The organism is Olsenella sp. An270 (assembly GCF_002159735.1).
Classification (GTDB): domain Bacteria; phylum Actinomycetota; class Coriobacteriia; order Coriobacteriales; family Atopobiaceae; genus Thermophilibacter.
On sequence record NZ_NFJF01000001.1, the window covers coordinates 284,844 to 310,450 of the forward strand.

Below are 25,607 nucleotides of genomic sequence, written 5' to 3' on the forward strand. Positions count from 1 at the left end.
CCGGCAGGCGTGCTCAAAACAACATAGTGAGGAGCTCGTATGAGCGAGAGAATCGCAGATCTCACGATAGGCGGTTTCGGGGAGGCTCTGTCCTCGAAGGCGCCGGTGCCGGGCGGCGGCGGGGCCTCCTCCGTGGCGGCTGCCGTGGGGTGCTCGCTGGGGTGCATGGTCGCGAGCCTGACCGTGGGCAAGAAGCGCTATGCCGACGTCGAGGTGCGCGTGCGGGAGATTGCCGAGCGCCTGGACGCCCTGCGAGACGAGCTTCTCGCCCTCGCCGACGACGATGCTGAGGCGTTCGAGCCGCTCTCGCGCGCCTATGGCCTCCCCAAGACGACTGATGCTGAGCGCGCCCGCAAGGCTGAGGTCATGGAGGCGGCGCTCAGGCGCGCCTGCGAGCCGCCGATGGCCATCCTCGAGAGAATCGCCGAGGCTGCGGCGCTTGTCGGCGAGCTCGCGCGCATTGGGAGTCGCATCGCCGTGAGCGACGCCGGGGCCGGTGCGGCCCTGCTTGCCGCCGCGGCACGCGCCGTGAGCCTCAACGTGTACATCAACGCACGGTCGATGGCCGACAGGGGCTACGCCGAGGACCTTGTCGCACGGGCAGACTCCCTCGTGGCTCGAGCCGCCGAGCTCGGTGACGTTGCCTACGAACAGGTGAGGGAGGAGATCAGATGAGCAGGCTGCTCAAGGGCGCTCCCGTCGCGGCGGAGCTTTCCGAGCGGGCCGCCGAGCGTGCGCGGGCGCTCTCCGACCGGGGAATCACGCCGACGCTGGCCATCGTGCGGGTGGGGGAGCGCGCTGACGACCTCTCCTACGAGCGCGGTGCCCTCAAGCGCTGCGAGAAGGTCGGTGTCGCCGTTCGCCGCTTCGCCTTCCCCGAGGGCGTGAGCGCCGAGGAGCTCCTCGGGGTGATCGACCGCATCAACGACGACGCCTCGATCCACGGCTGCCTGATCTTCAGACCGCTGCCCGCACCCCTCGACGACGCGGTCGTCTGTGCCGCGCTCGACCCCGCCAAGGATGTCGACTGCGTGACGGACGGCTCGCTGTGCGGGGTGTTCTCGAGCCGGCCCGTGGGCTTTCCCCCGTGCACGGCGGAGGCGGTGCTCGCCCTGCTCGACCACTACGACGTGAGTCTCGAGGGCGCCCGCGTCGCGGTTGTGGGACGCTCCCTCGTGATCGGCAAGCCCGTGGCGATGATGCTGCTGGCGAGAAACGCCACCGTCACGATGTGCCATACGCGCACGGTCGACCTCGCCTCTGAGCTGCGGCGCGCCGACGTCGTGGTGGCCGCGGCGGGGCATGCCCGCACCGTGGGCGCGGACGCGCTGCGCGAGGGGCAGGTCGTGGTCGACGTCGGCATCAACTGGGACGAGCGGAGCGCGCGTCTCGTCGGTGACGTAGACTATGACGCCGTCAGCGGCGTCGTCGACGCCATCACGCCCGTCCCGGGAGGGGTGGGCTCCGTGACCACCGCGGTTCTCGCCAAGCATGTGGTCGAGGCCGCCGAAAGGAGCTGCCGATGAGGGTTACCGAGAAGCCGTCCTCGTCATACAGCGGGGCGATGACCCCTGCGTCGATGGAGCTCAAGAACGAGCGCGTCGCAGAGACGAAGGCGGGCACCGACGTAGTGAGCGAGCTCGTGCTCTCCGTGCTGGCTGGGGTCTTCATCTCCATGGGTGCGACGTTCATGCTCGTCGTCAAGTCCGACGCGACGCTGCCCTTCGCGGCGACCCAGCTCCTGGGCGGCCTCTCCTTCGCCCTCGGGCTCTTTCTGATCCTGGCGGCCGGCGCCGAGCTCTTCACGGGGAACTGCCTCATGGTCATGGGCCCGCTCTCGGGTCGCTTCTCCTGGGGCAGGCTGCTCGCGAGCTGGGGCGTTGTCCTTCTCGGCAACCTGCTGGGAAGCGTCCTCGCCGTCGTGCTCGTGCTCGCCGCCGACGTCGCCTCGGCGAACGACGGGGCGCTCGGCGAGGCCGCCGTCGCCGTTGCGGAGGGGAAGGTGGCGCTCGGATGGGGCGTCGCGTTCTTCCGCGCGATCCTGTGCAACCTGCTCGTCTGCCTCGCGGTCTGGGTGGGCCACTCCGCCAACTCCGTCACCGACAAGTTCTTCTCGGCCCTCCTGCCCGTCATGGCCTTCATGGCGGCGGGCTTCGAGCACTGCGTCGCCAACATGTTCTTCCTGCCCTTCGCCCTCATGCTGCAGGCGACGGGCGCTGCGTCCGGGACGGTGGAGCTCGGCGGCGTCCTGCACAACCTGAGCGCCGCGACGCTGGGCAACCTCGTCGGCGGCGTCGTGCTCGTCGGCTTCTCGTACTGGTTCGTCTACGGGCGCTCTCGCGCCGAGGGAGGGAAAGCGTGACCGTCGATCGCCGCGACCTCGTGACCGAGGCCAACTCACAGGGGTTCCACCCCATCGACAAGCCGCGCGTCGAGGCGGCGGTCCGCGAGCTTCTGCTCGCGATCGGCGAGGACCCGGACCGCGAGGGGCTCGTTGGCACGCCGGACCGCGTCGCGCGGGCCTGCGAGGAGGTCCTCGGCGGCATGCAGGAGGATCCGGGCGCCCACCTTCGCAAGCAGTTCCATGAGCCGGGCAACCAGGAGATGGTGATCGTCAAGGACATCCCGTTCTCGTCCCTCTGCGAGCATCACATCCTGCCGTTCACCGGGCGGGCGCACGTCTGCTACATCCCCCGGGACGGGCGCATCACCGGGCTCTCCAAGATCGCCCGCTGCGTCTCGGGCTACGCGAGGCGCCTGCAGGTGCAGGAGCGGCTTACGGGTCAGATCGCCGACGCCATGGTGCGTGAGCTCGACCCGCTCGGCGTGCTCGTGGTCCTCGAGGCCGAGCACACGTGCATGACTATGCGCGGCATTCGCGCGGCCGGTGCGCTCACCACCACCTCGGCGGTGCGCGGCTGCCTGCGCGACCTCAAGACCCGCGAGGAGGCCCTGCGCCTCCTCGAGCTGTAGGCTCGTTCTGCGCGTCCCCGGGCGGGGTCGGCGGGCATACCCCGGCGCTCAGACAGCTTGCCGCAAAGGACGCGGCAAGAACTCGCGGCGGGTTATGCCCGCCGCCCCCGCCCGGGGCGCGCCGCATGTCGTACGAGCTCGATTACCCTTGCGTCGGGGTTCGCTGGGTTGCCCCGCCGCGAGTTCCGCAGCCGCGCCCTTTGCGGCGAGGACTGTCCGAGCGCCGGGGCAACCCAGCGAACCCCGCCGGATGAGTGACAAGGGAGATAGTTGTGTATCAGTTGCCGTTCGAGGTGCCGGAGATGACGTATGCGGAGGCGCTCGCGCATGTGCGCGGGGCGCTGCGCTTTGGCATCTGCCCGCTGCTGGAGACCGTGGAGGACATGCTTGCCGAGCTCGGTGACCCCGACCTCGCGTTCGAGTGCGTGCAGATCGCCGGCACCAACGGAAAGACGTCCACGGCGCGCTACACGGCCGCCATCCTCGCGGGGGAGGGGCTCGACGTTGCCCTCTACACCTCGCCGGAGCTCGTGAGCTACACGGAGCGCATGGAGGTCGGTGGGCGGCCCGTCTCCGAGGGGGCGTTCGCACACGGCGTCGCCGCGGCGAAGGTCGCCGGCGAGCGCGTGAACGCTCGGCGCGCGGCGGCGGGGGAGCGACCCTATGACATCACCGAGTTCGACACGCTCACCGTCGCGGCGATGGTCGTCTTCGCCGAGGCGGGGGTAGACGTTGCGGTGCTCGAGTGCGGGCTCGGCGGCCGTTGGGACGCGACCTCGGCCGCAAAGTCCATCCGCTCGGTCGCGGTGACCGGCATCGGGCTCGACCACACGCGCATCCTCGGCGACACGCTCGAGGAGATCGCGGGCGAGAAGGCCGCCATCATCAAGCCCGGGCGCAGGTGCGTGCTCGGGGCTGGGACCGCCGAGCCCAAGAGCGTCGAGGACGTGTTTCTCGCCCGGGCAGCCGAGACGGGCGTGTCTCCCGTGAGGCCCGGCTTCAGGGTCACCAAGCGTCCGCATCGCCTGGGCGCGCCGCTCGAGCTCGACGTGATGACGCCACGCGCCACCTATGCCGAGCTCGCCGCGCTCAAGCCCGCCTACCAGGCCGCCAACATCGCCTGCGCCGTCGCGCTCTGCGAGGAGCACCTCGGTCGCGCGCTCGACCCCGACGCGCTCTTCACCTCGGTCGTCCAGTGTCCGACGCCCGGGCGCTTCCAGCTGCTGCGCCCCGAGCCGCCCGTGCTGATTGACGCCTGTCACAACCCCCAGTCCGTCGAGGCGTTCCTCATGGCGCTGGAAGACGTCGCGCCCGCGCGCGACGAGCGGCCCGTCCTTCTCGCCGCCGTGCTCGCCGACAAGGACGTGGACGGGATCGTCGAACTCCTCGCCGGGGCGTTCCCTCGCGTCGCGGTCACGCAGACCTCGAGCCCGCGCGCCCTTGCCGCCGAGGAGCTCGCACGGCGCTTCTCCGACGCGGGCGCCCACGTGGTCGGGACGTATCCAACGGTTGAGGACGCATCGTCGGCATTGTGTGGAGAATCGTACGTCGCGTGCGGCTCCATCACCCTTGCGGGAGAGCTTGCGGCCATCTTCCGGTAGTTTTGTTACAATCTGGCTTGTATGTGGCGGCTTGACGCCGCGCCCGCAGTCCGAAGGAGTCCCCGACATGCAAGAACTTCTCGACCAGATCATCACCCCCGAGGTCCGCATGGTCCTCTACCTCATGGTCGTGTGCGTCGTCATGCTCTACATCCTCTCCATCGTCTACGTCATCCGCGACGCCCAGCGCCGCGGCGCCGAGCCCTGGTGGATGTGGGCCATCATCTCGGTCATCCCCATCGTGGGCCTGCTCGCCTACGTCATCCTGCGTCCCAGCTCCTACCTCATCGACCGCGAGGAGCAGGACCTGGACATCGCCCTGCGCGAGCACCAGCTCTCCCACTACGGCATCTGCCCCAAGTGCGGCGCCCCGATCGACCGCGACTTCGTGGTCTGCCCGATCTGCAACACGCAGGTCCGCAACGTCTGCCCCACCTGCCACCGCCCGCTCAACGCCGACTGGAAGGTGTGCCCCTACTGCCGCACCCGCATCCAGCAGTAGCACGCACGCTCAACTTGCTCTTCGAGGGGCCCGCGACGCACGGGCCCCTTTCTTTTTGCGTCACCTTTGAGGTTTGGGTTCGCCGGCGCGACGAAAGGGGCCTACGAGCACACAAAAGCCCAGTTGAGCACCAAGCATGAGACGTCTTTGCAGAAAACGATGAACCCAAACCTCCGCGAAGCGGTGGTGCGTCTGGGTATTCGCGCGCTCCCCGCGCATACTGCCGGCCCAGTTGTGGTAAACCTAGGGTGTGCAACCAAGACGAAGGGCTCAGATGCGCCGCATCGCCGCACATAGCGCTCGAACGCAGACTATCTAGGCGTCTGTCCATCCCGGCCGGCAGGCCCCGGACAGGCGCCGCATATCGCTCGACGCCGTCACTGCGACGGCGTGCGGGCGTTTTTCATGTTTGGTGACCATGCCAGAGAAAGGTATTCCCATGAAGGTCCTGTACAACGACGGCCACATCGACGAGTGCCCGGAGGACGAGGTCACCCACGTCGTCCGCCACAGCGCCGCCCACATCATGGCCCAGGCCGTGAAGCGCCTGTATCCCGAGGCCGACTTCGCCTACGGCCCCGCCACCGACAACGGCTTCTACTACGACATCGACCTGCCCGAGGGTCAGAAGATCTCCGAGGAGGACTTCCCCGCCATCGAGGCCGAGATGAAGAAGATCGTGAAGGAGAACCTCAAGTTCACCGTCTTCGAGCTCCCGCGCGAGGAGGCCATCGCCCTCATGGAGGAGCGCGGCGAGAAGTACAAGGTCGAGCACATCGGCGACCTCGACCCCGACGCCCGCATCACCTTCTACCAGCAGGGCGAGTACATCGACATGTGCGTGGGCCCGCACCTCACCTACACCAAGGCGCTCAAGGCCTTCAAGCTCACCGGCGTCTCGGGCGCCTACTGGAAGGGCGACAAGGACAACAAGATGCTCACGCGCGTCAACGGCACCGCCTTCGCCACGAAGGAGGAGCTCGACGAGCACCTGCGCCTGCTCGAGGAGGCCAAGAAGCGCGACCACCGCAGGATCGGTCGCGAGATGGACATCTTCATGATGCGCGACGAGGCCCCCGGCTTCCCGTTCTTCCTGCCCAACGGCATGACCCTCAAGAACGAGCTGCTCCAGTACTGGCGCGAGATTCACCGCGCGGCCGGCTACGTTGAGATCTCCACGCCCATGATCATGAGCAAGGAGCTCTGGAAGACCTCCGGTCACTGGGACCACTACAAGGACAACATGTACTCCACGATCATCGATGACGAGGAGTACTGCGTTAAGCCCATGAACTGCCCGGGCGGCGTGCTCGTGTACTCCTCCAAGCCGCACAGCTATCGCGAGCTGCCCATCCGTGCCGGCGAGATCGGCCTGGTCCACCGTCACGAGATGCGCGGCGCCCTGCACGGCCTCTTCCGCGTGCGCTGCTTCAACCAGGACGACGCCCACCTCTTCGTCCGTCCCGACCAGCTCACCGACGAGATCGTGGGCGTGGTGAACCTCATCGACTCGGTGTACGAGAAGTTCGGCTTCACCTACCACCTCGAGCTCTCCACGCGCCCCGAGGACTCCATGGGCTCCGACGAGGACTGGGAGCGCGCCGAGGAGGCCCTGCGCGTCGCGCTCGAGAAGCTCGGCAAGGACTACGTGGTCAACGAGGGCGACGGCGCCTTCTACGGCCCCAAGATCGACTTCCACCTGGAGGACTCGCTCGGCCGCACCTGGCAGTGCGGCACGGTCCAGTTGGACTTCCAGATGCCGATCAACTTCGACCTCGAGTACACCGACGCCGACGGCTCCAAGAAGCGCCCGATCATGCTGCACCGCGTGTGCTTCGGCTCCATCGAGCGCTTCATCGGAATCCTGATCGAGCACTTCGCCGGCAAGTTCCCCACGTGGCTCGCGCCGTGCCAGGTGAAGGTCCTGCCCGTCTCCGAGAAGAGCCGCGACTACGCGCGCTCCGTCACCGAGAGGCTCGAGACCGCCGGCATCCGTGCCGTCCTCGACGAGCGCGACGAGAAGATCGGCTACAAGATCCGCGAGGCGCGCAACGTCGACCGCCCGCCCTACATGCTCATCCTGGGCGAGAAGGAGGTCGAGTCCGGCACCATCTCCGTCCGCGACCGCTCCAACGAGACCGTCTCCCGCGAGCTCGACGAGTTCATCGCCGACGTCTGCGCGGAGATCTCCGAGCGCCGCTAGGTGGGCGAGAAGCACCTCGACATAGGCACGCTCTCGGCGCTCTCGTCCCAGATGGGGCGGGAGCGCTGGCGCGTTGTGTCTGACGCGGCTCAGGTCGTTGCCAGCTATCTCGCGTGTCACCCGTGCGTGGAGGCCGTGCACTATCCCGGTCTCAAGGCGGACCCGGACTTCCCCCGCGCCGCGAATGAGCTCGTCGGCGGCTTTGGGCCGCGCGTCGCGTATCGCGTGGCAGGGGAGTGGCATCTCTGGGAGGCCGACGAGCGAGACGCGCGCGAGCAGGTGATGGAACTGGAGCGCGCCCTCGGTGCCTCGCTCGCTCGATAAACGACCGCGCTCGGCCCTCAGGGGCCGGGCTCCCGTTGCGTCATGCTATACTCAACGATGTATGCGCGGCGAGCGCATCCATGTCCGTACCACAGCGCTTTACCTTGTCCTTTGTACGACCGGGTCGCGATGCGTCGTCACTCGGTCCGAGAAATAGGAGGAACGCATGGCAGACATCGTCAGGACCCCGATTGACAGCGTCGAGGCGCTGCAGGAGCGCATCAAGGAGATGCGCGAAGCGCAGGCCGAGTTCGCGAAGTTCACCCAGGAGCAGGTGGACAAGATTTTCTATGAGGCCGCCATGGCCGCCAACAAGGCCCGCATCCCGCTGGCCAAGATGGCCGTCGAGGAGACCGGCTACGGCGTCATGGAGGACAAGGTCATCAAGAACCACTACGCCTCCGAGTACATCTACAACAAGTACAAGGATATGAAGACGTGCGACGTCATCTCCGACGACCCCGCCTTCGGCTACAAGCAGATCGCCGAGCCGCTCGGCCTCGTCGCCGCCGTCATCCCGACGACCAACCCCACCTCCACGGCGATCTTCAAGACGCTCATCTGCCTGAAGACCCGCAACGCTATCCTCATCTCCCCGCACCCGCGCGCCGGCAAGTGCACCGCTGAGGCCGCCCGCATCGTGCGCGAGGCCGCCGAGGCCGCCGGTGCCCCCAAGGGCATCATCGACTGGGTCGACGTGCCGTCCCTCGACATGACGTCCGAGCTCATGCGCTCCGCTGACATCATCCTCGCCACCGGTGGCCCGGGCATGGTCAACGCCGCGTACTCCTCCGGCAAGCCGGCCCTCGGCGTCGGCCCGGGCAACAACCCCGCCATCATCGACGACACCGCCGACATCGAGCTCTCCGTCAACTCGATCATCCACTCCAAGACCTTCGACTACGGCATGATCTGCGCGACCGAGCAGAACGTGATCGTCCTGGACAAGGTCTACAACAAGGTCAAGGCTGAGTTCGAGAAGCGCGGCTGCTACTTCCTCAAGGGCGACGAGATCGCCAAGGTCGGCAACACCGTCATCGTCAACGGCGGCGTCAACGCCAAGATGGTCGGCCAGCCCGCCCCCAAGATCGCCGAGGCCGCCGGCGTCACCGTCCCGGCCAGCACCAAGGTCCTCATCGGCGAGGTCGAGTCCGTCGAGCCCTCCGAGCCGTGGGCGCACGAGAAGCTCACCACCATCCTCGGCATGTATCGCGCCAAGAACTGGGAGGACGCCCTCTCCAAGGCCGAGCGCCTCATCGCCGACGGCGGCTATGGTCACACGAGCTCGCTCTTTATCGACACGCGCGAGACCGAGAAGATGGCCGAGCACGCCAAGCGCATGAAGACCTGCCGCATCCTCATCAACACCCCGGCCGCCCAGGGCGGCATCGGCGACATCTACAACTTCAAGATGCCGCCGTCGCTGACGCTCGGCTGCGGCTCCTGGGGCGGCAACTCCGTCTCGGGCAACGTCGGCCCCCAGCACCTGCTCAACATCAAGTCCGTCGCAGAGAGGCGTGAGAACATGCTGTGGTTCCGTGTTCCCGAGAAGGTCTTCTTCAAGAAGGGCTGCATGCCCGTGGCGCTGCGCGAGCTCTCCGAGGTCTACAACAAGAAGCGCGCCTTCATCGTCACCGACTCCTTCCTCTACAAGAGCGGCTTCACCAAGAAGATCGAGGCGTCCCTCGACGAGCAGGGCATCGTCTACTCCAGCTTCTGGTCCATCTCGCCTGACCCCAAGCTCCAGGACTGCGAGCGTGGCCTCGAGCAGGTCAAGGCCTTCGAGCCCGACTGCATCATCGCCATCGGCGGCGGCTCCGCCATGGACGCCGGCAAGATCATGTGGATGATGTACGAGCACCCCGAGGCCAAGTTCGAGGACATGGCCATGGACTTCATGGACATCCGCAAGCGCGTCTACACGTTCCCGCAGATGGGCGAGAAGGCCTTCTTCGTGGCCATCCCCACCTCCTCCGGCACCGGCTCCGAGGTGACGCCCTTCTCGATCATCACCGACGCCAACACCGGCACCAAGTGGCCGATCGCCGACTACCAGCTCCTGCCCAACATGGCCATCGTCGACACCGACAACATGATGACCCAGCCCAAGGGCCTGACCGCTGCCTCCGGCGTCGACGTCCTCACGCACGCCCTCGAGGCCTACGTCTCCATCATGGCGTCCGACTACACCGACGGCCTCGCCCTGCGTGCCATGAAGCTGGTCCTCACCTACCTCGAGCGCGCCTATGACGACGGCACCGACGTCGAGGCCCGTGACCACATGGCCAACGCGTCCTGCCTCGCCGGCATGGCCTTCGCCAACGCCTTCCTCGGCGTCAACCACTCCATGGCCCACAAGCTCGGTGCGTACCACCACATCGCCCACGGCCTGGCCAACGCCGTCATCCTCACCCGCGTCATGCGCTACAACGCCGCCGAGCGCCCGGTGAAGATGGGCACCTTCCCGCAGTACGACCACCCCAAGACCCTGGCGCGCTACGCCGAGGCCGGTCGCTTCTGCGGCATCAAGGGCCGCAACGACCAGGAGGTCTTCGAGAACTTCATCGCCCGCATCGAGGAGCTCAAGGCTCACGTGGGCGTGCCCGAGACCATCGCCGGCTTTGGTGTCACCGAGGAGGACTTCCTCGCCACGCTCGACGAGATGTCCGAGAACGCGTTCAACGACCAGTGCACCGGCGCCAACCCGCGCTACCCGCTCATCTCCGAGATCAAGGAGCTCTACCTCGACGCCTTCTACGGTCGCGAGCCCAGCTCCTACGAGGACTAGTCCGCACACGTTCTTCTCGTTGCCCAGAAGGAGGCAGCAATGGAACTTTCTGACAGCAAGCAGGTCATCGTCGAGCGTCACAACAAGGTCGTCTACGTCGACGGCGGTCGCATCGTCAAGGTCTTCAAGTCCACGAAGCCCGCTTCCGACGTCTTCAACGAGGCGCTCAACATCGCCCGCGTCATCGAGGCCGGCGTCCGCGTCCCCAAGGTCCTCGAGGTCTCCCAGGTTGCCGACGGCTCCTGGGCCCTCTCCACGGAGTACGTCGAGGGCGTCACCATGCGCTCGCTGATGGACGCCGCCGAGGGCACCCCCGAGTACGACAAGCTCCTCGAGCAGTTCGTCGACTTCCAGATTGAGATCCAGGGCACCCACGCCCCCGACCTCATGAAGGACCAGAAGACCAAGATCGCCGGCATGGTCGGCAAGACGCCCGACCTCGACCCGTCCGTGCGCTACGACCTCCAGATGAGGGCCGACCGCATGGCGCCGGGCCGCAGCATCTGCCACTGCGACTTCAACCCGTCCAACGTGATCGTCGCCGAGGACGGCACGCTCTACGCCTGCGACTGGACCCACGTCACCCGTGGTCTCCCCGAGGCCGACGCCGCGATGACCTACATCCTCTTCAAGATGTATCACCCCGGCCACGCCGAGACCTACCTCGACATGTTCTCCAAGAAGGCCGACGTTGCCAAGCAGAAGGTGCACTACTGGGTGCCCGTCATGGCCGCCGCCGAGCTCTCCCGCGGCCGCAAGGAAGCCGAGGAGTTCCTCCGCAGCCAGGTCGACGCCGCGGTCGACACCGACTAGCGTCGCCCTCGTCGCGTGATTCCGGGCCCGTCAGCCTCTCGGCTGGCGGGCCCTTCTCGTCAGCAAGAAACGACAAGGGCGGCGAGACAGAGAAACGGCACAGAATCAGCCTCTGAGATGCCCTGTTCTGTGCCGTTTCTCTGTTTCGGCGTGTGTGGCGTCCGGCTAGCGGCGCTCGTAGGTTACGAAGTCAAAGGGAACGCCCTCGGGGGTGACGCCGCCCTCCCGGGTTTCGGTGAGCTTCCAGGCGGGGTCTGCGTCGAGGTCGGGGAAGTACGTGTCACAAGGTCGCACGCAGCGGTTGCGTGTCACGACGGCGCGCTCGCAGTGGGGGAGGAGCAGCTCGTAGACCTGCCCGCCGCCGATGACCCAGGCCTCGTCCTCGTCCGTGACCGCAGCGAGCGCCTCGTCGACCGAGTGCACAACGTCCACGCCCTCGGGCGAGAAGGACGTGTCACGCGTGAGCACCACATTGTGACGGTTCTTGAGCGGACGGCCGCCCGGGAAGCTCTCGAGCGTACGACGGCCCATGATGACCGTATGCCCCGTCGTGCAGGACACGAAGTGCCGCATGTCCTCGCGGTTCTCGACGACCATCCCGCCGTCGAGCCCGATCCCCCAGTCGTCGCACACCGCCACGATCGCACTCAGCTTGCAGCTCATCATTCATACCTTTCTGTGGGTCATGGCCCGGCACATTTCCCCGTGCTCAAACAGCTTCGGCGCAAAGGGCGCGCCTGCAGAACTGCGCGCGGGACAATATGCCGGGCCCCGAGCTGGAGAAACGCAGGCGAGAGGGCGAGAAGGACATTGTCCCGCCGCGAGTTCTTGCCGCGCTCTTTGCGGCAAGCTGTCTGAGCGCCGGGGCATTGTCCTTCTCGCCCTCTCGCCGGGTGCTCAGACCGCGATCGGGATGTCCGTGACCTGCGGGCCGTGCTGGTAGTTCTCGACGATCAGGTCGGCGGTCGTGAAGTCGTAGAAGTCCGTGACCTCGGGGTTCAGGCGGACGGTGGGCGCCGGATACGTGGGGCGCGAGATGAGCTCGCGCACGACGTCCACGTGACGGTCGTAGATGTGGGCGTCGGCGATCATGTGGACGAGCTCGCCGGCGTTCATGTTCGAGACCTGGGCCACCATCATGAGCAGGATCGCGTACTGGCACACGTTCCAGTTGTTGGCTGCGAGCACGTCTTGGCTGCGCTGGACGAGCACCATGTTGAGGGTGGGTCGCTCCTCGCCCGGCTCCTGCGTGACGTTGTAGATCGCGTTGTAGGCGCAGGGGTAGAGGTTCATCTCCGAGAGGTCGGCAAACGTGTAGAGGTTCGTCATGATGCGGCGGGAGTAGGGGTTCTCGCGCAGGTCCTTGAGGACGCGGTCCATCTGGTCGTAGTCGCCGTCAGGGTAGTGGGACTTCACGCCAACCTGATAGCCGTACGCCTTGCCGATCGAGCCCGACTCGTCGGCCCACTCGTCCCAGATGTGGGAGTTGAGGTCGTGGATGTTGTTGGACTTGCGCTGGTATATCCAGAGGACCTCGTCCATCGCGGACTTGAGGGCGGTGCGGCGAAGCGTCAGTGCCGGGAACTCCTCGCGCAGGTCGTAGCGGTTGCACACGCCAAAGCGCTTGATGGTGTAGGCGGGCGTGCCGTCCTCCCAGCGGGGGCGAACCCTCTGCCCCTCGGTGGTCGTGCCGTGCTCGATGATGTCGGAGCACATCGAGACGAAGATGTCGTCTGCCTTGCTCATGGCGCTCCCTTCGCGTCAGGCCCTGGTGAGCGGCTCGCTGGCGTCCCAGTCGCCGTTGACGTGCTCGTCAAAGTCATGCTCCCAGTCCCACTCGTCAAGGGTGTCGGGGGAGGATTCGAACTCGGGCTCGTCGTAGTGCGTGGCGACGAACGTCCCGAGGGCGCTCACGCAGTTGGTGAGGCTGAGGACGAGCAGGGCGAGAAGCGCGACGGCGATGGCGAAGACGACGTAGGCCGTGGGGCCGGAGTCGGCGTTGCCCGGGTCGGTCGTGGCGCTCGGGCCCTCTATGACGGGCGTCTCGTCGCAGCGCTCCGGGGTGCTCTCTTCTGACATTGGTGCTCCTCTCGTCGGCTCCATCATACAGGACGCTAGAGGAGCTGGTCGGCGAAGGCCTCGTCCCAGTAGTAGGAGAGCGAGCGCATCAGCGTGACGTCGGCGGGGAGCCACTCGACGTCGAACAGCTCGTCGCGGCCGAGCCAGCGCAGCTCGGAGTGGACCCCCTCGTGCGCCACGGGCTCGGACCCGTCCGCGAGCCGGCAGACGAAGCAGTCCATCGTGAGATGGAACTCGGGGTAGTCGTGCTCGACGGTGTCGTAGAGCCAGGCGGCGCCGACCTCGACCCCGAGCTCCTCGGCTACCTCGCGGCGCAGCGCCTCGTCGGCGCGCTCGCCCACGCGAACCTTGCCGCCCGGGAGCTCCCAGAGGCCCTCCTGCTCGCCCGCGGCCCGCCTTGCCGCGAGCAGCCTTCCGTCGCGGCAGATCAGCGCCGCGGAGACGTGTACGTTCATGCTTCCTCCCGTCGAAGCTCAAACTGAACGAGCGCGTAGGTGTCGCCGTCCGCGTCGGTCAGGCCCACGTCGCAGCCATGGGCGCCCTCGTGGACGACGGGCGTCACGACGTCGCCGAGAAGCGCCATCTTCCGGTAGAGAACCGTGATGCTCCCCAGCCCTCCCGAGACGCCCAGCTCCTCCATCGCATCGTGGGCGAGAAGGACGTACTGCGCGTTGTTCATGTGGTGGTTGGTGTCGAGGTTGTGCGCCCGGACCCGCGCCGGCGAGGTGGGGGTCCCCGGTCCCTCGGGGCGGATGCGCCGACCGAGCGGGCCCATGTCGCCGCGGGGCTCGGCTGAGAGGTAGGCGCGCTGGTCGTCCGGAACGCGCGTCACGTGACCGCTCGTCGTGTCGAGGACGAACCACTGGGAGTCGGCCCTGACCACCTCTCTCCCGGCCTCGTCGGTGATGGCGAAGCGTCGCAGGGCGTGGGAGCGCGTCATCTCGTAGCACCAGGTGGACACCTCGATGCGCTCCCCGAGGCGGGGAAGTCGGTCCACCTCGATTCGCCAGTTGGCGAGAATCCAGGCGATGCCCTTGTCTCGCAGGCTCGCAAAGCCACGGTCGAACTCCTCCGACTGGAACGTCGAGGCGTCCTGCAGATAGTTGACCATCGCGACGACCGAGAGACGACCCGTATCGTCGCACTCGCTGTATCGCACCCTGCTCTGAAAGGAGTACATGTCACCCGTTCCTCTCGCCCGACGAACAAGACCATAGCAGTCCTCGAGCCCGCGTGCGAGAAAAGCGCGGTGCTAGAATCGAACGAGGCCTAAGAAAGGGGAGGAAGATGGGCACGGTCAGGTTTGCGACCATCGGTACGAGCGGAATCTGCGAGCGCTTCCTCGAGGCGCTCTCCGAGGCGAAGGGCGTCGAGTACGTGGGCACCTACTCGCGCGACCTCGCGCGCGCCCGTGACTTTGGGGGCAGGTACGGAGCGCGGCTGTTCTTCGACGACCTCCGCGAGCTCGCGTCATGCCCGGAGGTGGACGCCGTCTACGTGGCGAGCCCCAATGCCGCCCACGCCCGACAGGCGCTCGAGATGATCGCGGGCGGCAAGCACGTCCTCGTCGAGAAGTCGCTCGCGTCCAACGAGCGCGAGGCACGCGGGGTGTTCGACGCGGCGCGCGAGCGCGGTGTGGTCGTCATGGAGGCCATGCGCAACCTCCACGTGCCCACCTTCGCCGCGATCGAGCGCGCCTGCGCGTCCGATCTCGGAGCGATCCGCCTTGCCACGCTGCGCTTCGCCAAGGTGACCTCCCGCATGGCGCGCCTGCGCGCGGGCGAGCGGCTGAACGTCTTCGATCCCGCGCTCGCCGGCGGGGCCCTCATGGACATCGGCGTCTACTGCGTCGAGCCCGCCGTCGCGCTCTTCGGGCGCCCCGAGACCGTCCGCGCCCTCGCCGTGACCACGGCCGTTCCCGGCTGCGCCGAGGACGACCCCTGCGGCACCGTGGACCTCGCCGGCGAGGCGCTGCTCGGCTACGGAGACAAGATCGTGAGCCTGTCCTACGGGAAGATGAGCGACGACCTTCTGCCCTCCCAGGTCGAGGGCGAGGAGGGGACGCTCCTGTGGGACCAGACCTCGTGCCCCGTGAACCCGCGCCTCCACGTCCACGAGGACAAGGGCCTCATCTTCCGCATGGAGGGCATGGAGGCCACCCCCATCCCCGTCGACGTCCCCGACAACGACATGGTCTGCGAGATCGACGACTTCGTCGCCGCGGTGACCGGCGACGAGAGGGCCCTTCTCGCCCGCGACCGCTTCGAGCGCGTCACGGTCGACTCGCTCGCGGTCATGGACGAGATCCGTCGACAGGTGGGCGTGCGCTTCCCGGCGGACGACGACCGCTAGCATGGTCGCGCGCTCCGACCTCGGCTGCGCCCTGCGCGCGGCGCTTCCCGTCATGCTCGGCTACGTCACGATCGGCATCCCGTGCGGCGTGATGGCGGCCGAGGTTGGCATCGGCCCGATCGCCGCGTTCGTGGTCTCGGCGACCTTCTACTCGGGGGCGGGCCAGTTCATGATGGCGTCGCTCGCGCTCGCGGGGACGCCGCTCGCCTCCATGATCGCGAGCGTCGCGCTCGTGAGCACCCGCCAGGTCCTCTACTCGGCGGCGCTCTCGCCCTACGTCGCCCGCGCGCCGCGGCCGCTCGCCGCCCTCTTCGCCGCGACCGTCACCGACGAGAGCTTTGGCGTGAACCTCGAGCGCTTCGTCGAGGACGACTCGTGGACTCCCGCCCGCGCGACGCTCGTCAACCTGCTGAGCATGTTCTCCTGGGCCCTCGCGAACGCGCTGGGCGCCCTCGTCGGTCCGGCGCTCGCCATCCCCACGACGATCATGTCGTTCGCGATGACGTCGATCTTCGTGTGCCTGCTCGTCTCGCGTCGCTGGTCGGCCGTCACGGTCGCGGTCGTTGCGACCTCGGCCCTCACCGTCGTGGCGCTCAAGGCACTCGGCCTGGGCTCGCTGTCGGTTCTGCTCGGGGCCGTCGCCGGCGTGTGCGCGGGGTTGGTCGCCGGCGCGCGGGGGCGCGGGGAGGCGAGGGCATGAGCTGGGGAGACTTCCTCGTCTTCTACGTCTGCGTGCTCGCCGTGATCCTGGCGTGCCGCTGCGTCCCGCTGCTCGCGCTCAAGGGCAGGGAGCTGTCCCCGCGCGTGAGCGAGGCGCTCGGCCTCATCCCTCCCGCGGCATTCGCCGCGCTCGTTGCCAACGACCTCTTCGACCCGGCCGGCGGCCTCTCCTGGAGGCAGCTCGCCGCCGCCGGCGCCGTGGTGGTGGTGGCGAGAAGGACGGGGTCGCTGATCTGGTGCGCGCTCGTCGGGATGGCGGCCTACGCGCTGCTCACGCTCGTGCCCTGACGCGCCCTACTTGGGGTAGGCGATGACGTCGGAGCCGCCGAAGCGGGAGGAGCCGTCGTCGGCCGTGCCGTAGGGGCTCATGGGATCCACGACGAGCTGGGCGGCCCGGGGAAGGACGCGCGCCTCGTAGGAGCTCACGAGCCCGGGGGCGACGTCGCCGTCGACCTCGAGCGGGACCGGGACCGAGGACACGATCTTGATCTCCCTGCCCCTGAACGACTCGATGTGCGGCCTTCCCACGGCGTGTCCGCTGCGGTCGAGCAGGCCGACGGCCAGGGGCTTCAGGAGCTGCGCGGCGTCGGACGTCTCCACGACGATGACGTCGAGAAGGCCGTCGTCCATGCGGCAGTCGGGGATGATCTGGATGTCCCCCTGGATAGTCGCCGTGTTTGCGACGAGGCAGGTGATTCCCTCGCGCTCGTGCGTCTCGCCGTCGACGGTGATGGAGAAGCGCGCCACCGTCGGGCGGGGGTTCGCGAGCGCGGCGGCGAAGTAGGCCGCCTGGCCCATGATCGCCTTGTTGGGGAGGGCCGCCTGCATGAGCTGGGCGTCGAACCCGGTGCCCGACATGAGGGCGAAGCCGGTGGTGTGCTCCTCCCCGTCGTCGGACGCCCACGAGATCTCCCCGAGGTCGAGCGCCGCCGTCTTGCCTATGCGGCAGGCGCGAGCGAGCGCGAAGGGCTCGGGGGCGTTTCCGAGGTTGGAGCAGAGGAGGTTCGCCGTGCCGGAGGGAAACGCGCAGACGGGCACCGACAGGTCGCGGAGCTCGTAGAGCAGCGAGGAGATCGTGCCGTCGCCCCCCGAGAGCACGACGACGTCGAACCCGGCGGCGTCCGAGACCGCCTCGCGCGCCACGAAGTCGTCGGTCAGCACGCGCATGACGCACTCGTCGCCCGCCTGGAGCAGGGCTCTCTCAAACTGGAAGATCGCGTCCGACCCAAAGCCGGAGCGGGGGTTGTGGACGATGAGGGCGCGCAAGGGAATCTCCTCCCGGGCCATGGCGGCCGATTGGCTATCATAGGGGTCGGCCTCGCGAGGGGCCGACCCCATCGTAGCGTACCCGGCCCCCTCGGGGGGAGAATCGAGCGACTTGTACATCTCCACCAAGACCGAGCTTGAGCGGTTCTGCGAGCTCGCCTCCGCGGCGAAGGTGATCGCCGTCGACACCGAGTTCCTCCGCGAGAGGACCTACTTCCCCAAGCTCTGCCTCGTCCAGGTGGCGGTCGGCGACGACATCGCCGCCATCGACCCGATCCTGATCGACGACCTCGCCCCGCTCGCGGCCGTCTTCGAGGACCCGTCCGTCACCAAGGTGTTCCACGCATGCGGACAGGACCTCGAGGTGCTGCTCGACGGCATGGGCGTCACCTGCGCGCCCGTGTTCGACACGCAGCTCGCCGCGGCCTTTCTCGGCCTCCGCCAGCAGGTGAGCTATGCCTCGCTCGTCGAGTCCTACTGCGGCGTCAGGCTCCCCAAGGCGGAGTCCCTCACCGACTGGTCGCGCAGACCGCTCGACCCCGAGCAGCTCACCTACGCGGAGGACGACGTCCGCTACCTCCCCGGCATCTACGAGCGGATGATGACGGAGCTCGTCGAGCGGGACCGCCTCTCGTGGGTGGCCCCCGAGATGGAGGCCCTCTGCGACCCGTCCCGCATCCGTCGCGACCCGCGCGAGGCGTTCCGCCGTCTGCGGAGGGCGGGCTCGCTCACCAGGCGCCAGCTCGCCATCGCGCGGGAGGTCTGCGCCTGGCGCGAGGACACCGCCGCCCGTCGCGACCTGCCCCGCAAGTGGGTGGCGTCCGACGAGGTCATAGTCGAGGTGTGCAAGCGCACGCCCTCCACGCTCGACCGCCTGCGGCGCATTCGCGGCACCGACCAGATCGGCGAGCGCGACGGCCGCGCCCTTCTCGAGGCGGTCGCCCGCGGGACGGCATGCCCGGCAGAGGAGTGCCCGAAGGTCGACCGTCACGTGCGGCCGAGCGCCGAGGCAGAGGGCGTGGTCGACCTCATGTACGCGGTGCTGAGGCTCGTCTCCGAGAGGAGCGGCGTGGCGACGCAGCTCATCGCGACCAGGGACGACCTCCTCGACTTCATGCAGGATCACGACAGCTCGCCCCTCGCCTCGGGATGGCGCCACGAGCTCGCGGGCTCGACGCTCGAGCGGCTTCTCTCGGGCGAGGTCGGCCTCACCGTTCGCGACGGGAGGATCGAGCTCCTCTAGACGTCCTGCCGATTGTCGTCCGGTCGGGCGGGTAGAATGGTCCACGTACCCGACGATTGGAGACAGGATGCCCTTCTACATTGGCTATGGCGTGGACGCCGGATACCTCGTCGTCGTTCTCGTCGCGCTCGTCCTGGGCACCGCCGCGCAGGCATACATCAAGAGCACCTACCGCAAGTGGTCCCAGGTCGACGCCGGCATCCCCGGGACCGGGGCCGAGGTCGCCCGCGTCATGCTCGCCGACGGGGGAGCCTCCGGCGTTGGCATCACCCGCGTGGCGGGTACGCTGACCGACCACTACGATCCCCGCGACAACAAGCTCCACCTCTCGGATGACAACTACCGCGGCGCCTCTGTCGCCTCGCTCGCCGTCGCCTGCCACGAGGCCGGGCACGCCATCCAGGCCGCTCAGGGGTTCTTCCCGTACCGCGTCCGGACCATGCTCGTCCCGGCCGTCGGCATCGCCGAGAACTCCTGGATCCTCGTTCTTCTCGCGGGCGTGCTGCTCAACCTCGGCGGCCTCGTGCAGCTCGCGATCGTCCTGTTCGCGGTGGCGGTCGTCTTCCAGGTCGTCACGCTTCCCGTAGAGATCGACGCGTCGCGCCGTGCCGTCGCGTTCCTCTCCTCCCGCGGCTCCGGGCTCGACGAGAAGGGCGCGCGCTCGGTGCTGATCGCCGCCGCGCTCACCTACGTCGCCGCGGCGCTGACCTCCATCATGCAGCTCGTCTACCTTCTCGGCCGCTACGGCGGCAGGAGCAACGACTGATGTCGGACGAGCGCACCCAGCCCCTGTCCGTCACCGACGCCGTGGCGCTCGCCAAGGGCGCCGTCTCCGCGTGGCCCACGCTCGTCGTGAACGGCGAGGTGTCTGGCTTCCGCGGCCCCAACGCGCGCTCCGGCCACTGCTACTTCGAGGTGAAGGACGACGGAGCCTCGATGAGCGTCATCGTGTGGCGCGGCACGGCCCAGAAGATGGGGTTCGAGCTGCGCGACGGGCTCTCGGTGCAGCTCACCGGCAAGTTTGACGTCTACAAGGCCTCGGGCAAGCTGTCGTTCGTCGCGAGCCGCGTGGAGGCGGCGGGGGAGGGCCTCCTGCGTCAGCAGGTCGCCGAGCTCGCCCGCGCCCTCGAGCGCGAGGGTCTCATGGAAGCGTCCCGCAAGCGTCACGTGCCGGCGTTCTGCTCTCGGGTGTGCGTCGTGACGTCGCTCTCGGGCAGCGTGATCGAGGACGTGAAGCGCACGCTCGCCCGTCGCAACCCGCTCGTCCAGATCGACGTCGTCGGCTGCTCGGTCCAGGGCTCCGACGCGCCGGCGACCATCATCCGCGCGCTCGGCGTCGCCGCAGCCTCACGCCCCGACGCCGTCCTGCTCGTGAGGGGCGGCGGCTCCTTCGAGGACCTCATGTGCTTCAACGACGAGGGGCTGGCCCGGGCGATCGCGGCCTGCCCCGTCCCGGTCGTGACCGGGATCGGGCACGAGCCCGACACCACGATCTCCGACATGGTGGCCGACCGTCGCGCCTCGACGCCCACCGCCGCCGCCGAGTCCGTCGCCCCCGCGATCGACGAGGTCGAGCGTCAGATGCTGCAGCGCCAGGTCAGGCTCGGCAGGGCCATGACGGCCGCGCTCGAGTTCAGGCGCCAGCGCCTCGACTCCTCGGCGCGCCTCATGGCGAGGAGCGTCGAGGCGGACGTCTCGCGCCGTCGCGTGGCGCTCGACGCCCTCGGCGCCCGCCGCTGCCTCGCCGACCCGCTGTCCTCCGTGCGCGACCGCGCTTCCGACCTCCTGCAGACCGAGCAGCGCCTCCATGACGCAGTCCCGCGCTCGCTCTCGCGCTCGCGCGACCGCAGCGAGCAGCTCGCTTCGCGTCTGAGCGCCGCCGGGTCGCAGATCGCACGTCCGGCCGAGTCCACGCTGGCGCGCCTCGCCGCCTCCCTCGACGCCCTCTCGCCCCTGTCGGTCCTCGCGCGCGGCTACGCGATAGCGCGCGACTCGGGGGGCGGCGTCGTGAAGGACGCGGCCGAGCTCGCGAGGGGAGACGAGGTCAGGGTCCTTCTCGGGAGCGGGTCCTTTGACGCGACGGTCACCAAGGTAAACACCGATCGGGCCTAGCGCCCGGAAAGGGGAAGAGATGGCAGACGAGCCCAGGAAGATCGAGGACATGACGTTCAAGGAGGCCTCCATCGAGCTCGAGCAGATCGTGCGGGCGCTCGAGTCGGGCGAGCTCGAGCTCGAGGAGTCGCTCGAGCGCTACAGCCGAGGCGTCGAGCTCCTCAAGAGCCTGCGAGAGCGGCTCGCCGGCGCCGAGCAGAAGGTGCGCGTCCTTCTCGACGCAACCGACGAGGGCGCCGTCACGACCGACACCGCGTCGGCCCCCAAGACCGCCTATCTCGACGAGTAGCAACCCAGAAGGAGGTAACCATGTCCGACTGCATCTTCTGCAAGATCGCCAACGGGGAGATCCCCACCGAGTTCCTCTACGAGGACGAGAACGTCGTCGCCTTCAACGACCTCAACCCGCAGGCGCCCGTCCACGTCCTCGTGGTCCCCAAGGCCCATCACGACAACTTCGTCGACGACGTGCCGGCCGAGACGCTCGCCTCGATGGAGGCCGCCGTCCGCGCGGTGGCCGAGAGGTGCGGCGTCGCCGAGAGCGGCTTCCGCTGCATCATGAACACGGGCACCGCCGCCGGCCAGACCGTCATGCACCTGCACATGCACGTCCTCGGGGGCAAGCCGCTCGGCGAGGGGCTCATCCCGGCCTAGGTTGCTGCGCGCTCGCCGAAGTCACCCGTTGCGGTGACGTGCCGGGCGTATCATGTGAGTGTTGTGTTTCAGCGCCGAGTGGGGGAGACCCCGCGGGAGGAGAGTCATGAACGTCCTTGTTATCAACGCCGGCAGCTCGTCGCTCAAGTACCAGCTCCTGGACGTGGACACGCGCGAGGTCTACGCCAAGGGCAACTGCGAGCGCATCGGCATCGACGGTTCCTTCGTCGGTCACGAGGAGATGGGCGGGGAGAAGCAGAAGCTCGAGGTCGCGCTCCCGGACCACAAGACCGCCATCAAGTACGTCTTCGACATCCTCAAGACCGTTGACAAGCCCATCGGCGGCATCGGCCACCGCGTGGTCCAGGGCGGCTGGTACTTCCCCGAGTCCGCCGTCGTGACCGACGAGACGCTCGCCCAGGTCCGCGAGGTCGCGCCGCTGGCGCCGCTGCACAACTACGCCGAGGCCGACGTCATCGAGATCTGCCGCGACATGTTCCCCGAGCTCGGCAACGTCATCGTGCCCGACACCTCCTTCCACTACCACATGCCCGAGCACGCCTGGCGCTATGCCATCCCGCGTGACGTCGCCGACACCTACCACGTCCGCAAGTACGGCGCCCACGGCACGAGCCACCGCTTCATCTGGCGCACGGTCCACGAGATGATGGGCGACAAGACCCACAAGCTCGTGAGCTGCCACCTCGGCTCCGGTGCCAGCCTCTGCGCCATCCAGGACGGCAAGTGCATGGACACCACCATGGGCCTCACGCCGCTCGACGGCCTCATCATGGGCACGCGCTGCGGCACGCTCGACCCCGCCACGGTCTTCTACCTCAGCCGCGAGGCGCACATGAGCATCGACGAGATCGACACGATGATGAACAAGAAGTCCGGTCTTCTCGCCGTTTCCGAGGTCTCGTCCGACTCCCGCGACATCGAGGCCGGTGCCGCCGAGGGCGACGAGAAGTGCCAGATGGCCCTCGACATGTTCAACTACCGGGTCTCCCAGCTCTTCGCCGAGATGGCCGCCTCCATGCAGGGCGTCGACACGATGGTCTTCACCGCGGGCATCGGCGAGAACGCGCCCGAGATTCGTGCCGACATCTGCAAGCTCCTCGGCTGGATGGGCGTCAAGATCGACGCCGAGAAGAACGCGCCGCGCTCCGACGAGCCGCGCGTGATCTCCACGCCCGACTCCGCGATCACCGTCATGGTGGTCCCCACCAACGAGGAGTACATGATCGCGCTCGACGTCGAGGAGCTGTTGGGGTAGCGCCACGGGCATTTCCCTCCGCATGTGCTTTCGAGAGGCCCGGCTCCTGGGGAGCCGGGCCTCTCTCAAGAAACATGCTTCGAGAAATGCCCGTGGCGCCGCAGGTCTCCTCGAGTCGAGGTTACGGGGAGGTGACGGGTGAGCGGCTGACGGGATTTAATTCCTAGTGTTTTGGGTACAATTTGCAAATGTGTACGGAGACCCCATCGAAAGGAAGTCCCCATGTCGCTCAACGACCTCATGCTCAACCGCCGCCAGGCCCTCGGCCTCGGCGCCGCTGCCCTTGCCTCCCTCGGCCTCGTCGCCTGCGGCGACGCTGAGGCCCCCGCCCCCGAGACCGACGAGGGCGCGACCGAGGAGACAAAGCTCGACGCCACCGCCTACGACGAGCTCATCGCCTCGGGTGCCGTTGCCGCCGACGACGTCGTCGCCGCGAGCGCGTGGGCCACGGCCGTGCGTGAGGCCGGCAAGCTCCGCGTCGGCGGCGTCCAGACCTCGCTGCTCTTCTCGTCGCTGAACGAGCAGGACGGCAAGACCCGCGGCTTCGACGCGGGCCTGTCCCAGCTGCTCACGCGCTACATCCTCGGGGACGAGACCAAGCAGGAGATCACTCAGGTCACCTCTGACACGCGCGAGTCGGTCCTGCAGAACGACCAGGTCGACGTCGTCTTTGCCACCTACTCGATCAACGACGACCGCAAGAAGGTCATCTCCTTCGCCGGCCCGTACTACACCACGCAGCAGTCCATCCTCGTGATGGCCGACAACTCCGACATCAACTCCGTCGAGGACCTCGCGGGCAAGAACGTGGCCGCACAGTCCGGTTCCACCGGCCCGGCGATCCTGGAGGAGTACGCCCCCGACGCCAGCGTCCAGGAGTTCAAGACCGACGAGGAGGCGCGCACCGCGCTCTCCCAGGGTCGCGTCGACGCCTACGTCATCGACACCGCCATGCAGATGGGCTCGATGACGCGCAACCCCGGTCGCTACCGCCTCGCGGGCGAGGAGTTTGGCCCCGTCGACGCCTACGGCATCGGCCTGCCGCTCGACTCCGACGGCGTGGCCTTCGTGAACGCCTGGCTCCAGCAGATCGAGGACGAGGGCGTCTGGGAGGAGCTCTGGCAGCTCTGCATCGGCGACCGTGCCGGCATCGACGCCGTCCCCGAGCCGCCCGCGATTGGCGCGTAGGGTTCGCGGGGGAGTCGCATGAGCCTCGCTGAGCTTCTCGGGACATACGGGCAGAACTACCTGGACGGGCTTCTCGCCACGTGGTCGATGACGGCGGTCTCGTTCGTCTTCGTCATGGTGCTCGCCGTGCTCGTGACCGTCGCGCGGGTGAGCCCCGTGGCGCCGCTGCGTGCCCTCGGCGAGCTCTACGTCCAGGTGTTCCGCAACATCCCCGGCGTCGCGCTGCTCATCCTCATTGCCTACGCGCTGCCGCAGCTTCGCGTGGTCCTCGACTGGCGCACCTGCGTCATCGTGACGGTCGTGCTGCTGGGCTCGGCCTTTGGCTCCGAGAACTTCATGAGCGGCATCAACACGATCGGCGTCGGGCAGATCGAGGCGGCGCGCTCCGTCGGGCTCACGTTCACTCAGATCCTGCGGCACATCGTGATTCCGCAGGCGCTGCGCACCACGGTGCTGCCCATGACGAACCTTCTCATCGCCGTCATGCTCACCACGGCGCTCGGCTCCCAGGTGCCCCTCGCGCCGCAGGAGCTCACGGGCGTCGTCTCCTACGTCAACACGCGCGCCACGGGTGGCATCCTCGCCTTCCTGATCTCGGCGCTCGGCTACGTGCTCACGGCGTTCGTCATCTCCTTCGTCGGCAACCGCCTCGACAAGAGGGTGAGGATCCTCCGATGAGCGCGCGCACCCAGACAGCACCCAGCGTGCGTACGGCCCTCTATGAGGCGCCCGGCCCGCGGACGCGCCGGCGCATCGCGATCGGCACGGCGGTCTCCGCGGTCCTTCTCGCCCTGCTCGTGGCTCTCGTGGTCCGCCAGTTCTACGTGACGGGTCAGCTGGCGCCACGCTACTGGTCGTTTCTGCTCGAGTGGCCCACGTGGCGCTTCCTGCTGCAGGGCTTCGTCGGCACGGTTGAGGTCGCGCTCACGGCGGGCGCCATCGCGCTCGTGCTGGGCCTCGCGCTCATGCTGGGCCGCACGAGCGGCATCGCCCCGCTCTCGGCCGCCTGCCGCGTGGTCACCGACTTCTTCCGCGGCGTGCCGAGCCTGCTTCTGATCTACTTCTTCTTCCTCGTGGTTCCGCAGTACGGCATCCAGATGCCCGCCTTCTGGATGCTCACGCTGCCGGTGGCGCTCGCCGCGTCGGGCGTGCTCGCCGAGGTCTTCCGCGCCGGCGTCAACGCCGTTCCCAAGGGTCAGGTGGAGGCGGCGTACTCGATCGGGCTCAGCCGCTGGAAGACGATGGGGCTGATCGTGCTGCCCCAGGCGATCCGCTACGTCATCCCCTCGCTCATCGCCCAGCTCGTCGTCGTGGTGAAGGACACGACGGTCGCCTACGTGGTGAGCTACCCCGACCTCATGCAGAACGCGCGCGTGCTCATCACCAACTACGACGCGCTGCTCTCCATGTACCTGGTCGTCGCCGTGATCTACGTCCTCATCAACTTTGCCATCAACAAGGCGTCCGTCTACGTCGCGCACCGCACGGGCGTCAAGATCATTCGCTAGGAACG

The 25,607-nt window shown here is 68.0% G+C and carries 28 protein-coding genes; 22 read left to right on the top strand and 6 right to left on the bottom strand.

Annotated features, from left to right (window positions below):
- The first annotated feature begins 39 nt into the window (after positions 1 to 39).
- The 10 genes from B5F73_RS01260 to B5F73_RS01305 all read left to right on the top strand — a co-directional run bounded on the left by B5F73_RS01260 (position 40) and on the right by B5F73_RS01305 (position 11,204).
- Positions 40 to 675: a cyclodeaminase/cyclohydrolase family protein gene (locus B5F73_RS01260; RefSeq protein WP_087225218.1), complete on the top strand. Its 636-nt coding sequence runs from the start codon at positions 40 to 42 to the stop codon at positions 673 to 675.
- The gene (locus tag B5F73_RS01265) at positions 672 to 1,526 is read left to right on the top strand and encodes a bifunctional 5,10-methylenetetrahydrofolate dehydrogenase/5,10-methenyltetrahydrofolate cyclohydrolase (protein ID WP_087225221.1); all 855 of its coding nucleotides are present in this window, start codon (positions 672 to 674) and stop codon (positions 1,524 to 1,526) included. Before B5F73_RS01260 ends, B5F73_RS01265 begins: the two co-directional genes overlap by 4 nt.
- Positions 1,523 to 2,362 carry a formate/nitrite transporter family protein gene (locus tag B5F73_RS01270; protein ID WP_087225223.1) on the top strand — a complete coding sequence of 280 codons (840 nt, stop codon included), beginning with the start codon at positions 1,523 to 1,525 and terminating at the stop codon, positions 2,360 to 2,362. Before B5F73_RS01265 ends, B5F73_RS01270 begins: the two co-directional genes overlap by 4 nt.
- Positions 2,363 to 2,382: 20 nt before the next feature.
- Positions 2,383 to 2,973 (top strand): GTP cyclohydrolase I FolE, encoded by a 591-nt coding sequence (gene folE, locus B5F73_RS01275; RefSeq protein WP_343224977.1) that lies wholly within the window; start codon positions 2,383 to 2,385, stop codon positions 2,971 to 2,973.
- 272 nt (positions 2,974 to 3,245) lie between these two features.
- Positions 3,246 to 4,574 carry a Mur ligase family protein gene (locus B5F73_RS01280; RefSeq protein WP_239379758.1) on the top strand — a complete coding sequence of 443 codons (1,329 nt, stop codon included), beginning with the start codon at positions 3,246 to 3,248 and terminating at the stop codon, positions 4,572 to 4,574.
- Positions 4,575 to 4,641: 67 nt separating this feature from the next.
- The gene (locus B5F73_RS01285) at positions 4,642 to 5,076 is read left to right on the top strand and encodes a zinc ribbon domain-containing protein (RefSeq protein WP_087225226.1); all 435 of its coding nucleotides are present in this window, start codon (positions 4,642 to 4,644) and stop codon (positions 5,074 to 5,076) included.
- A 439-nt stretch (positions 5,077 to 5,515) separates the two neighbouring features.
- Positions 5,516 to 7,279: a threonine--tRNA ligase gene (thrS, locus tag B5F73_RS01290; protein ID WP_087225229.1), complete on the top strand. Its 1,764-nt coding sequence runs from the start codon at positions 5,516 to 5,518 to the stop codon at positions 7,277 to 7,279.
- On the top strand, positions 7,280 to 7,603 hold the full coding sequence (locus B5F73_RS01295) for a PLP-dependent transferase (protein ID WP_087225231.1): 324 nt from the start codon (positions 7,280 to 7,282) through the stop codon (positions 7,601 to 7,603).
- A 166-nt stretch (positions 7,604 to 7,769) separates the two neighbouring features.
- Positions 7,770 to 10,391, top strand: a complete 2,622-nt coding sequence (adhE, locus tag B5F73_RS01300) for a bifunctional acetaldehyde-CoA/alcohol dehydrogenase (RefSeq protein WP_087225234.1) — start codon at positions 7,770 to 7,772, stop codon at positions 10,389 to 10,391.
- Between the two features lie 39 nt (positions 10,392 to 10,430).
- Positions 10,431 to 11,204, top strand: coding sequence for an aminoglycoside phosphotransferase family protein (locus B5F73_RS01305; RefSeq protein ID WP_087225238.1), 774 nt, complete (start codon positions 10,431 to 10,433; stop codon positions 11,202 to 11,204).
- A gap of 165 nt (positions 11,205 to 11,369) precedes the next feature.
- Here B5F73_RS01305 and B5F73_RS01310 read toward each other — a convergent pair whose 3' ends face one another.
- The 5 genes from B5F73_RS01310 to B5F73_RS01330 all read right to left on the bottom strand — a co-directional run bounded on the left by B5F73_RS01310 (position 11,370) and on the right by B5F73_RS01330 (position 14,463).
- Positions 11,370 to 11,867 carry a dihydrofolate reductase gene (locus B5F73_RS01310; RefSeq protein WP_204206229.1) on the bottom strand — a complete coding sequence of 166 codons (498 nt, stop codon included), beginning with the start codon at positions 11,865 to 11,867 and terminating at the stop codon, positions 11,370 to 11,372.
- A 234-nt stretch (positions 11,868 to 12,101) separates the two neighbouring features.
- The gene (thyA, locus tag B5F73_RS01315) at positions 12,102 to 12,950 is read right to left on the bottom strand and encodes a thymidylate synthase (protein WP_087225241.1); all 849 of its coding nucleotides are present in this window, start codon (positions 12,948 to 12,950) and stop codon (positions 12,102 to 12,104) included.
- 15 nt (positions 12,951 to 12,965) lie between these two features.
- Complete coding sequence (locus B5F73_RS01320; protein ID WP_087225244.1) at positions 12,966 to 13,283, bottom strand: hypothetical protein; 318 nt, start codon at positions 13,281 to 13,283, stop codon at positions 12,966 to 12,968.
- Between the two features lie 35 nt (positions 13,284 to 13,318).
- Positions 13,319 to 13,738 carry a (deoxy)nucleoside triphosphate pyrophosphohydrolase gene (locus B5F73_RS01325; protein WP_087225247.1) on the bottom strand — a complete coding sequence of 140 codons (420 nt, stop codon included), beginning with the start codon at positions 13,736 to 13,738 and terminating at the stop codon, positions 13,319 to 13,321.
- Positions 13,735 to 14,463, bottom strand: coding sequence for an acyl-ACP thioesterase domain-containing protein (locus B5F73_RS01330; protein WP_087225250.1), 729 nt, complete (start codon positions 14,461 to 14,463; stop codon positions 13,735 to 13,737). Before B5F73_RS01330 ends, B5F73_RS01325 begins: the two co-directional genes overlap by 4 nt.
- A gap of 107 nt (positions 14,464 to 14,570) precedes the next feature.
- Here B5F73_RS01330 and B5F73_RS01335 point away from each other — a divergent pair, with 107 nt between their 5' ends.
- Genes B5F73_RS01335 through B5F73_RS01345 form a run of 3 tightly spaced genes read left to right on the top strand, consistent with a single transcriptional unit; the run spans position 14,571 to position 16,643 of the window.
- Positions 14,571 to 15,635, top strand: coding sequence for a Gfo/Idh/MocA family oxidoreductase (locus B5F73_RS01335; RefSeq protein ID WP_087225253.1), 1,065 nt, complete (start codon positions 14,571 to 14,573; stop codon positions 15,633 to 15,635).
- A gap of 1 nt (position 15,636) precedes the next feature.
- Positions 15,637 to 16,335, top strand: a complete 699-nt coding sequence (locus tag B5F73_RS01340; protein WP_204206230.1) for an AzlC family ABC transporter permease — start codon at positions 15,637 to 15,639, stop codon at positions 16,333 to 16,335.
- Positions 16,332 to 16,643 carry an AzlD domain-containing protein gene (locus B5F73_RS01345; protein WP_087225256.1) on the top strand — a complete coding sequence of 104 codons (312 nt, stop codon included), beginning with the start codon at positions 16,332 to 16,334 and terminating at the stop codon, positions 16,641 to 16,643. Before B5F73_RS01340 ends, B5F73_RS01345 begins: the two co-directional genes overlap by 4 nt.
- Before the next feature lie 6 nt (positions 16,644 to 16,649).
- Here the strand turns inward: B5F73_RS01345 and B5F73_RS01350 are convergent, their stop codons facing one another.
- Complete coding sequence (locus B5F73_RS01350) at positions 16,650 to 17,621, bottom strand: diacylglycerol kinase family protein (RefSeq protein ID WP_087225260.1); 972 nt, start codon at positions 17,619 to 17,621, stop codon at positions 16,650 to 16,652.
- 112 nt (positions 17,622 to 17,733) lie between these two features.
- On the opposite strand from B5F73_RS01350, the gene rnd reads away from it, so the two are divergent.
- The 9 genes from rnd to B5F73_RS01395 all read left to right on the top strand — a co-directional run bounded on the left by rnd (position 17,734) and on the right by B5F73_RS01395 (position 25,602).
- On the top strand, positions 17,734 to 18,864 hold the full coding sequence (rnd, locus tag B5F73_RS01355; RefSeq protein WP_087225263.1) for a ribonuclease D: 1,131 nt from the start codon (positions 17,734 to 17,736) through the stop codon (positions 18,862 to 18,864).
- Between the two features lie 67 nt (positions 18,865 to 18,931).
- Entirely contained in the window at positions 18,932 to 19,630 is a 699-nt protein-coding gene (locus tag B5F73_RS01360) for a zinc metallopeptidase (protein ID WP_087225265.1), read from the top strand.
- Positions 19,630 to 20,976, top strand: coding sequence for an exodeoxyribonuclease VII large subunit (gene xseA, locus B5F73_RS01365; protein WP_087225268.1), 1,347 nt, complete (start codon positions 19,630 to 19,632; stop codon positions 20,974 to 20,976). Before B5F73_RS01360 ends, xseA begins: the two co-directional genes overlap by 1 nt.
- Positions 20,977 to 20,995: 19 nt before the next feature.
- Positions 20,996 to 21,265, top strand: coding sequence for an exodeoxyribonuclease VII small subunit (gene xseB, locus B5F73_RS01370; protein WP_087225271.1), 270 nt, complete (start codon positions 20,996 to 20,998; stop codon positions 21,263 to 21,265).
- 20 nt (positions 21,266 to 21,285) lie between these two features.
- Positions 21,286 to 21,630, top strand: a complete 345-nt coding sequence (locus B5F73_RS01375) for a histidine triad nucleotide-binding protein (RefSeq protein WP_087225274.1) — start codon at positions 21,286 to 21,288, stop codon at positions 21,628 to 21,630.
- 106 nt (positions 21,631 to 21,736) lie between these two features.
- Positions 21,737 to 22,906 (top strand): acetate kinase, encoded by a 1,170-nt coding sequence (locus B5F73_RS01380; protein ID WP_087225277.1) that lies wholly within the window; start codon positions 21,737 to 21,739, stop codon positions 22,904 to 22,906.
- A gap of 222 nt (positions 22,907 to 23,128) precedes the next feature.
- Positions 23,129 to 24,094 carry a glutamate ABC transporter substrate-binding protein gene (locus B5F73_RS01385; protein WP_087225280.1) on the top strand — a complete coding sequence of 322 codons (966 nt, stop codon included), beginning with the start codon at positions 23,129 to 23,131 and terminating at the stop codon, positions 24,092 to 24,094.
- Positions 24,095 to 24,112: 18 nt separating this feature from the next.
- Positions 24,113 to 24,772 carry an amino acid ABC transporter permease gene (locus B5F73_RS01390; protein WP_087225283.1) on the top strand — a complete coding sequence of 220 codons (660 nt, stop codon included), beginning with the start codon at positions 24,113 to 24,115 and terminating at the stop codon, positions 24,770 to 24,772.
- The gene (locus tag B5F73_RS01395) at positions 24,769 to 25,602 is read left to right on the top strand and encodes an amino acid ABC transporter permease (protein WP_087225286.1); all 834 of its coding nucleotides are present in this window, start codon (positions 24,769 to 24,771) and stop codon (positions 25,600 to 25,602) included. The genes B5F73_RS01390 and B5F73_RS01395 overlap by 4 nt, the downstream gene beginning before the upstream one ends.
- The last annotated feature ends 5 nt before the right edge of the window (positions 25,603 to 25,607 follow it).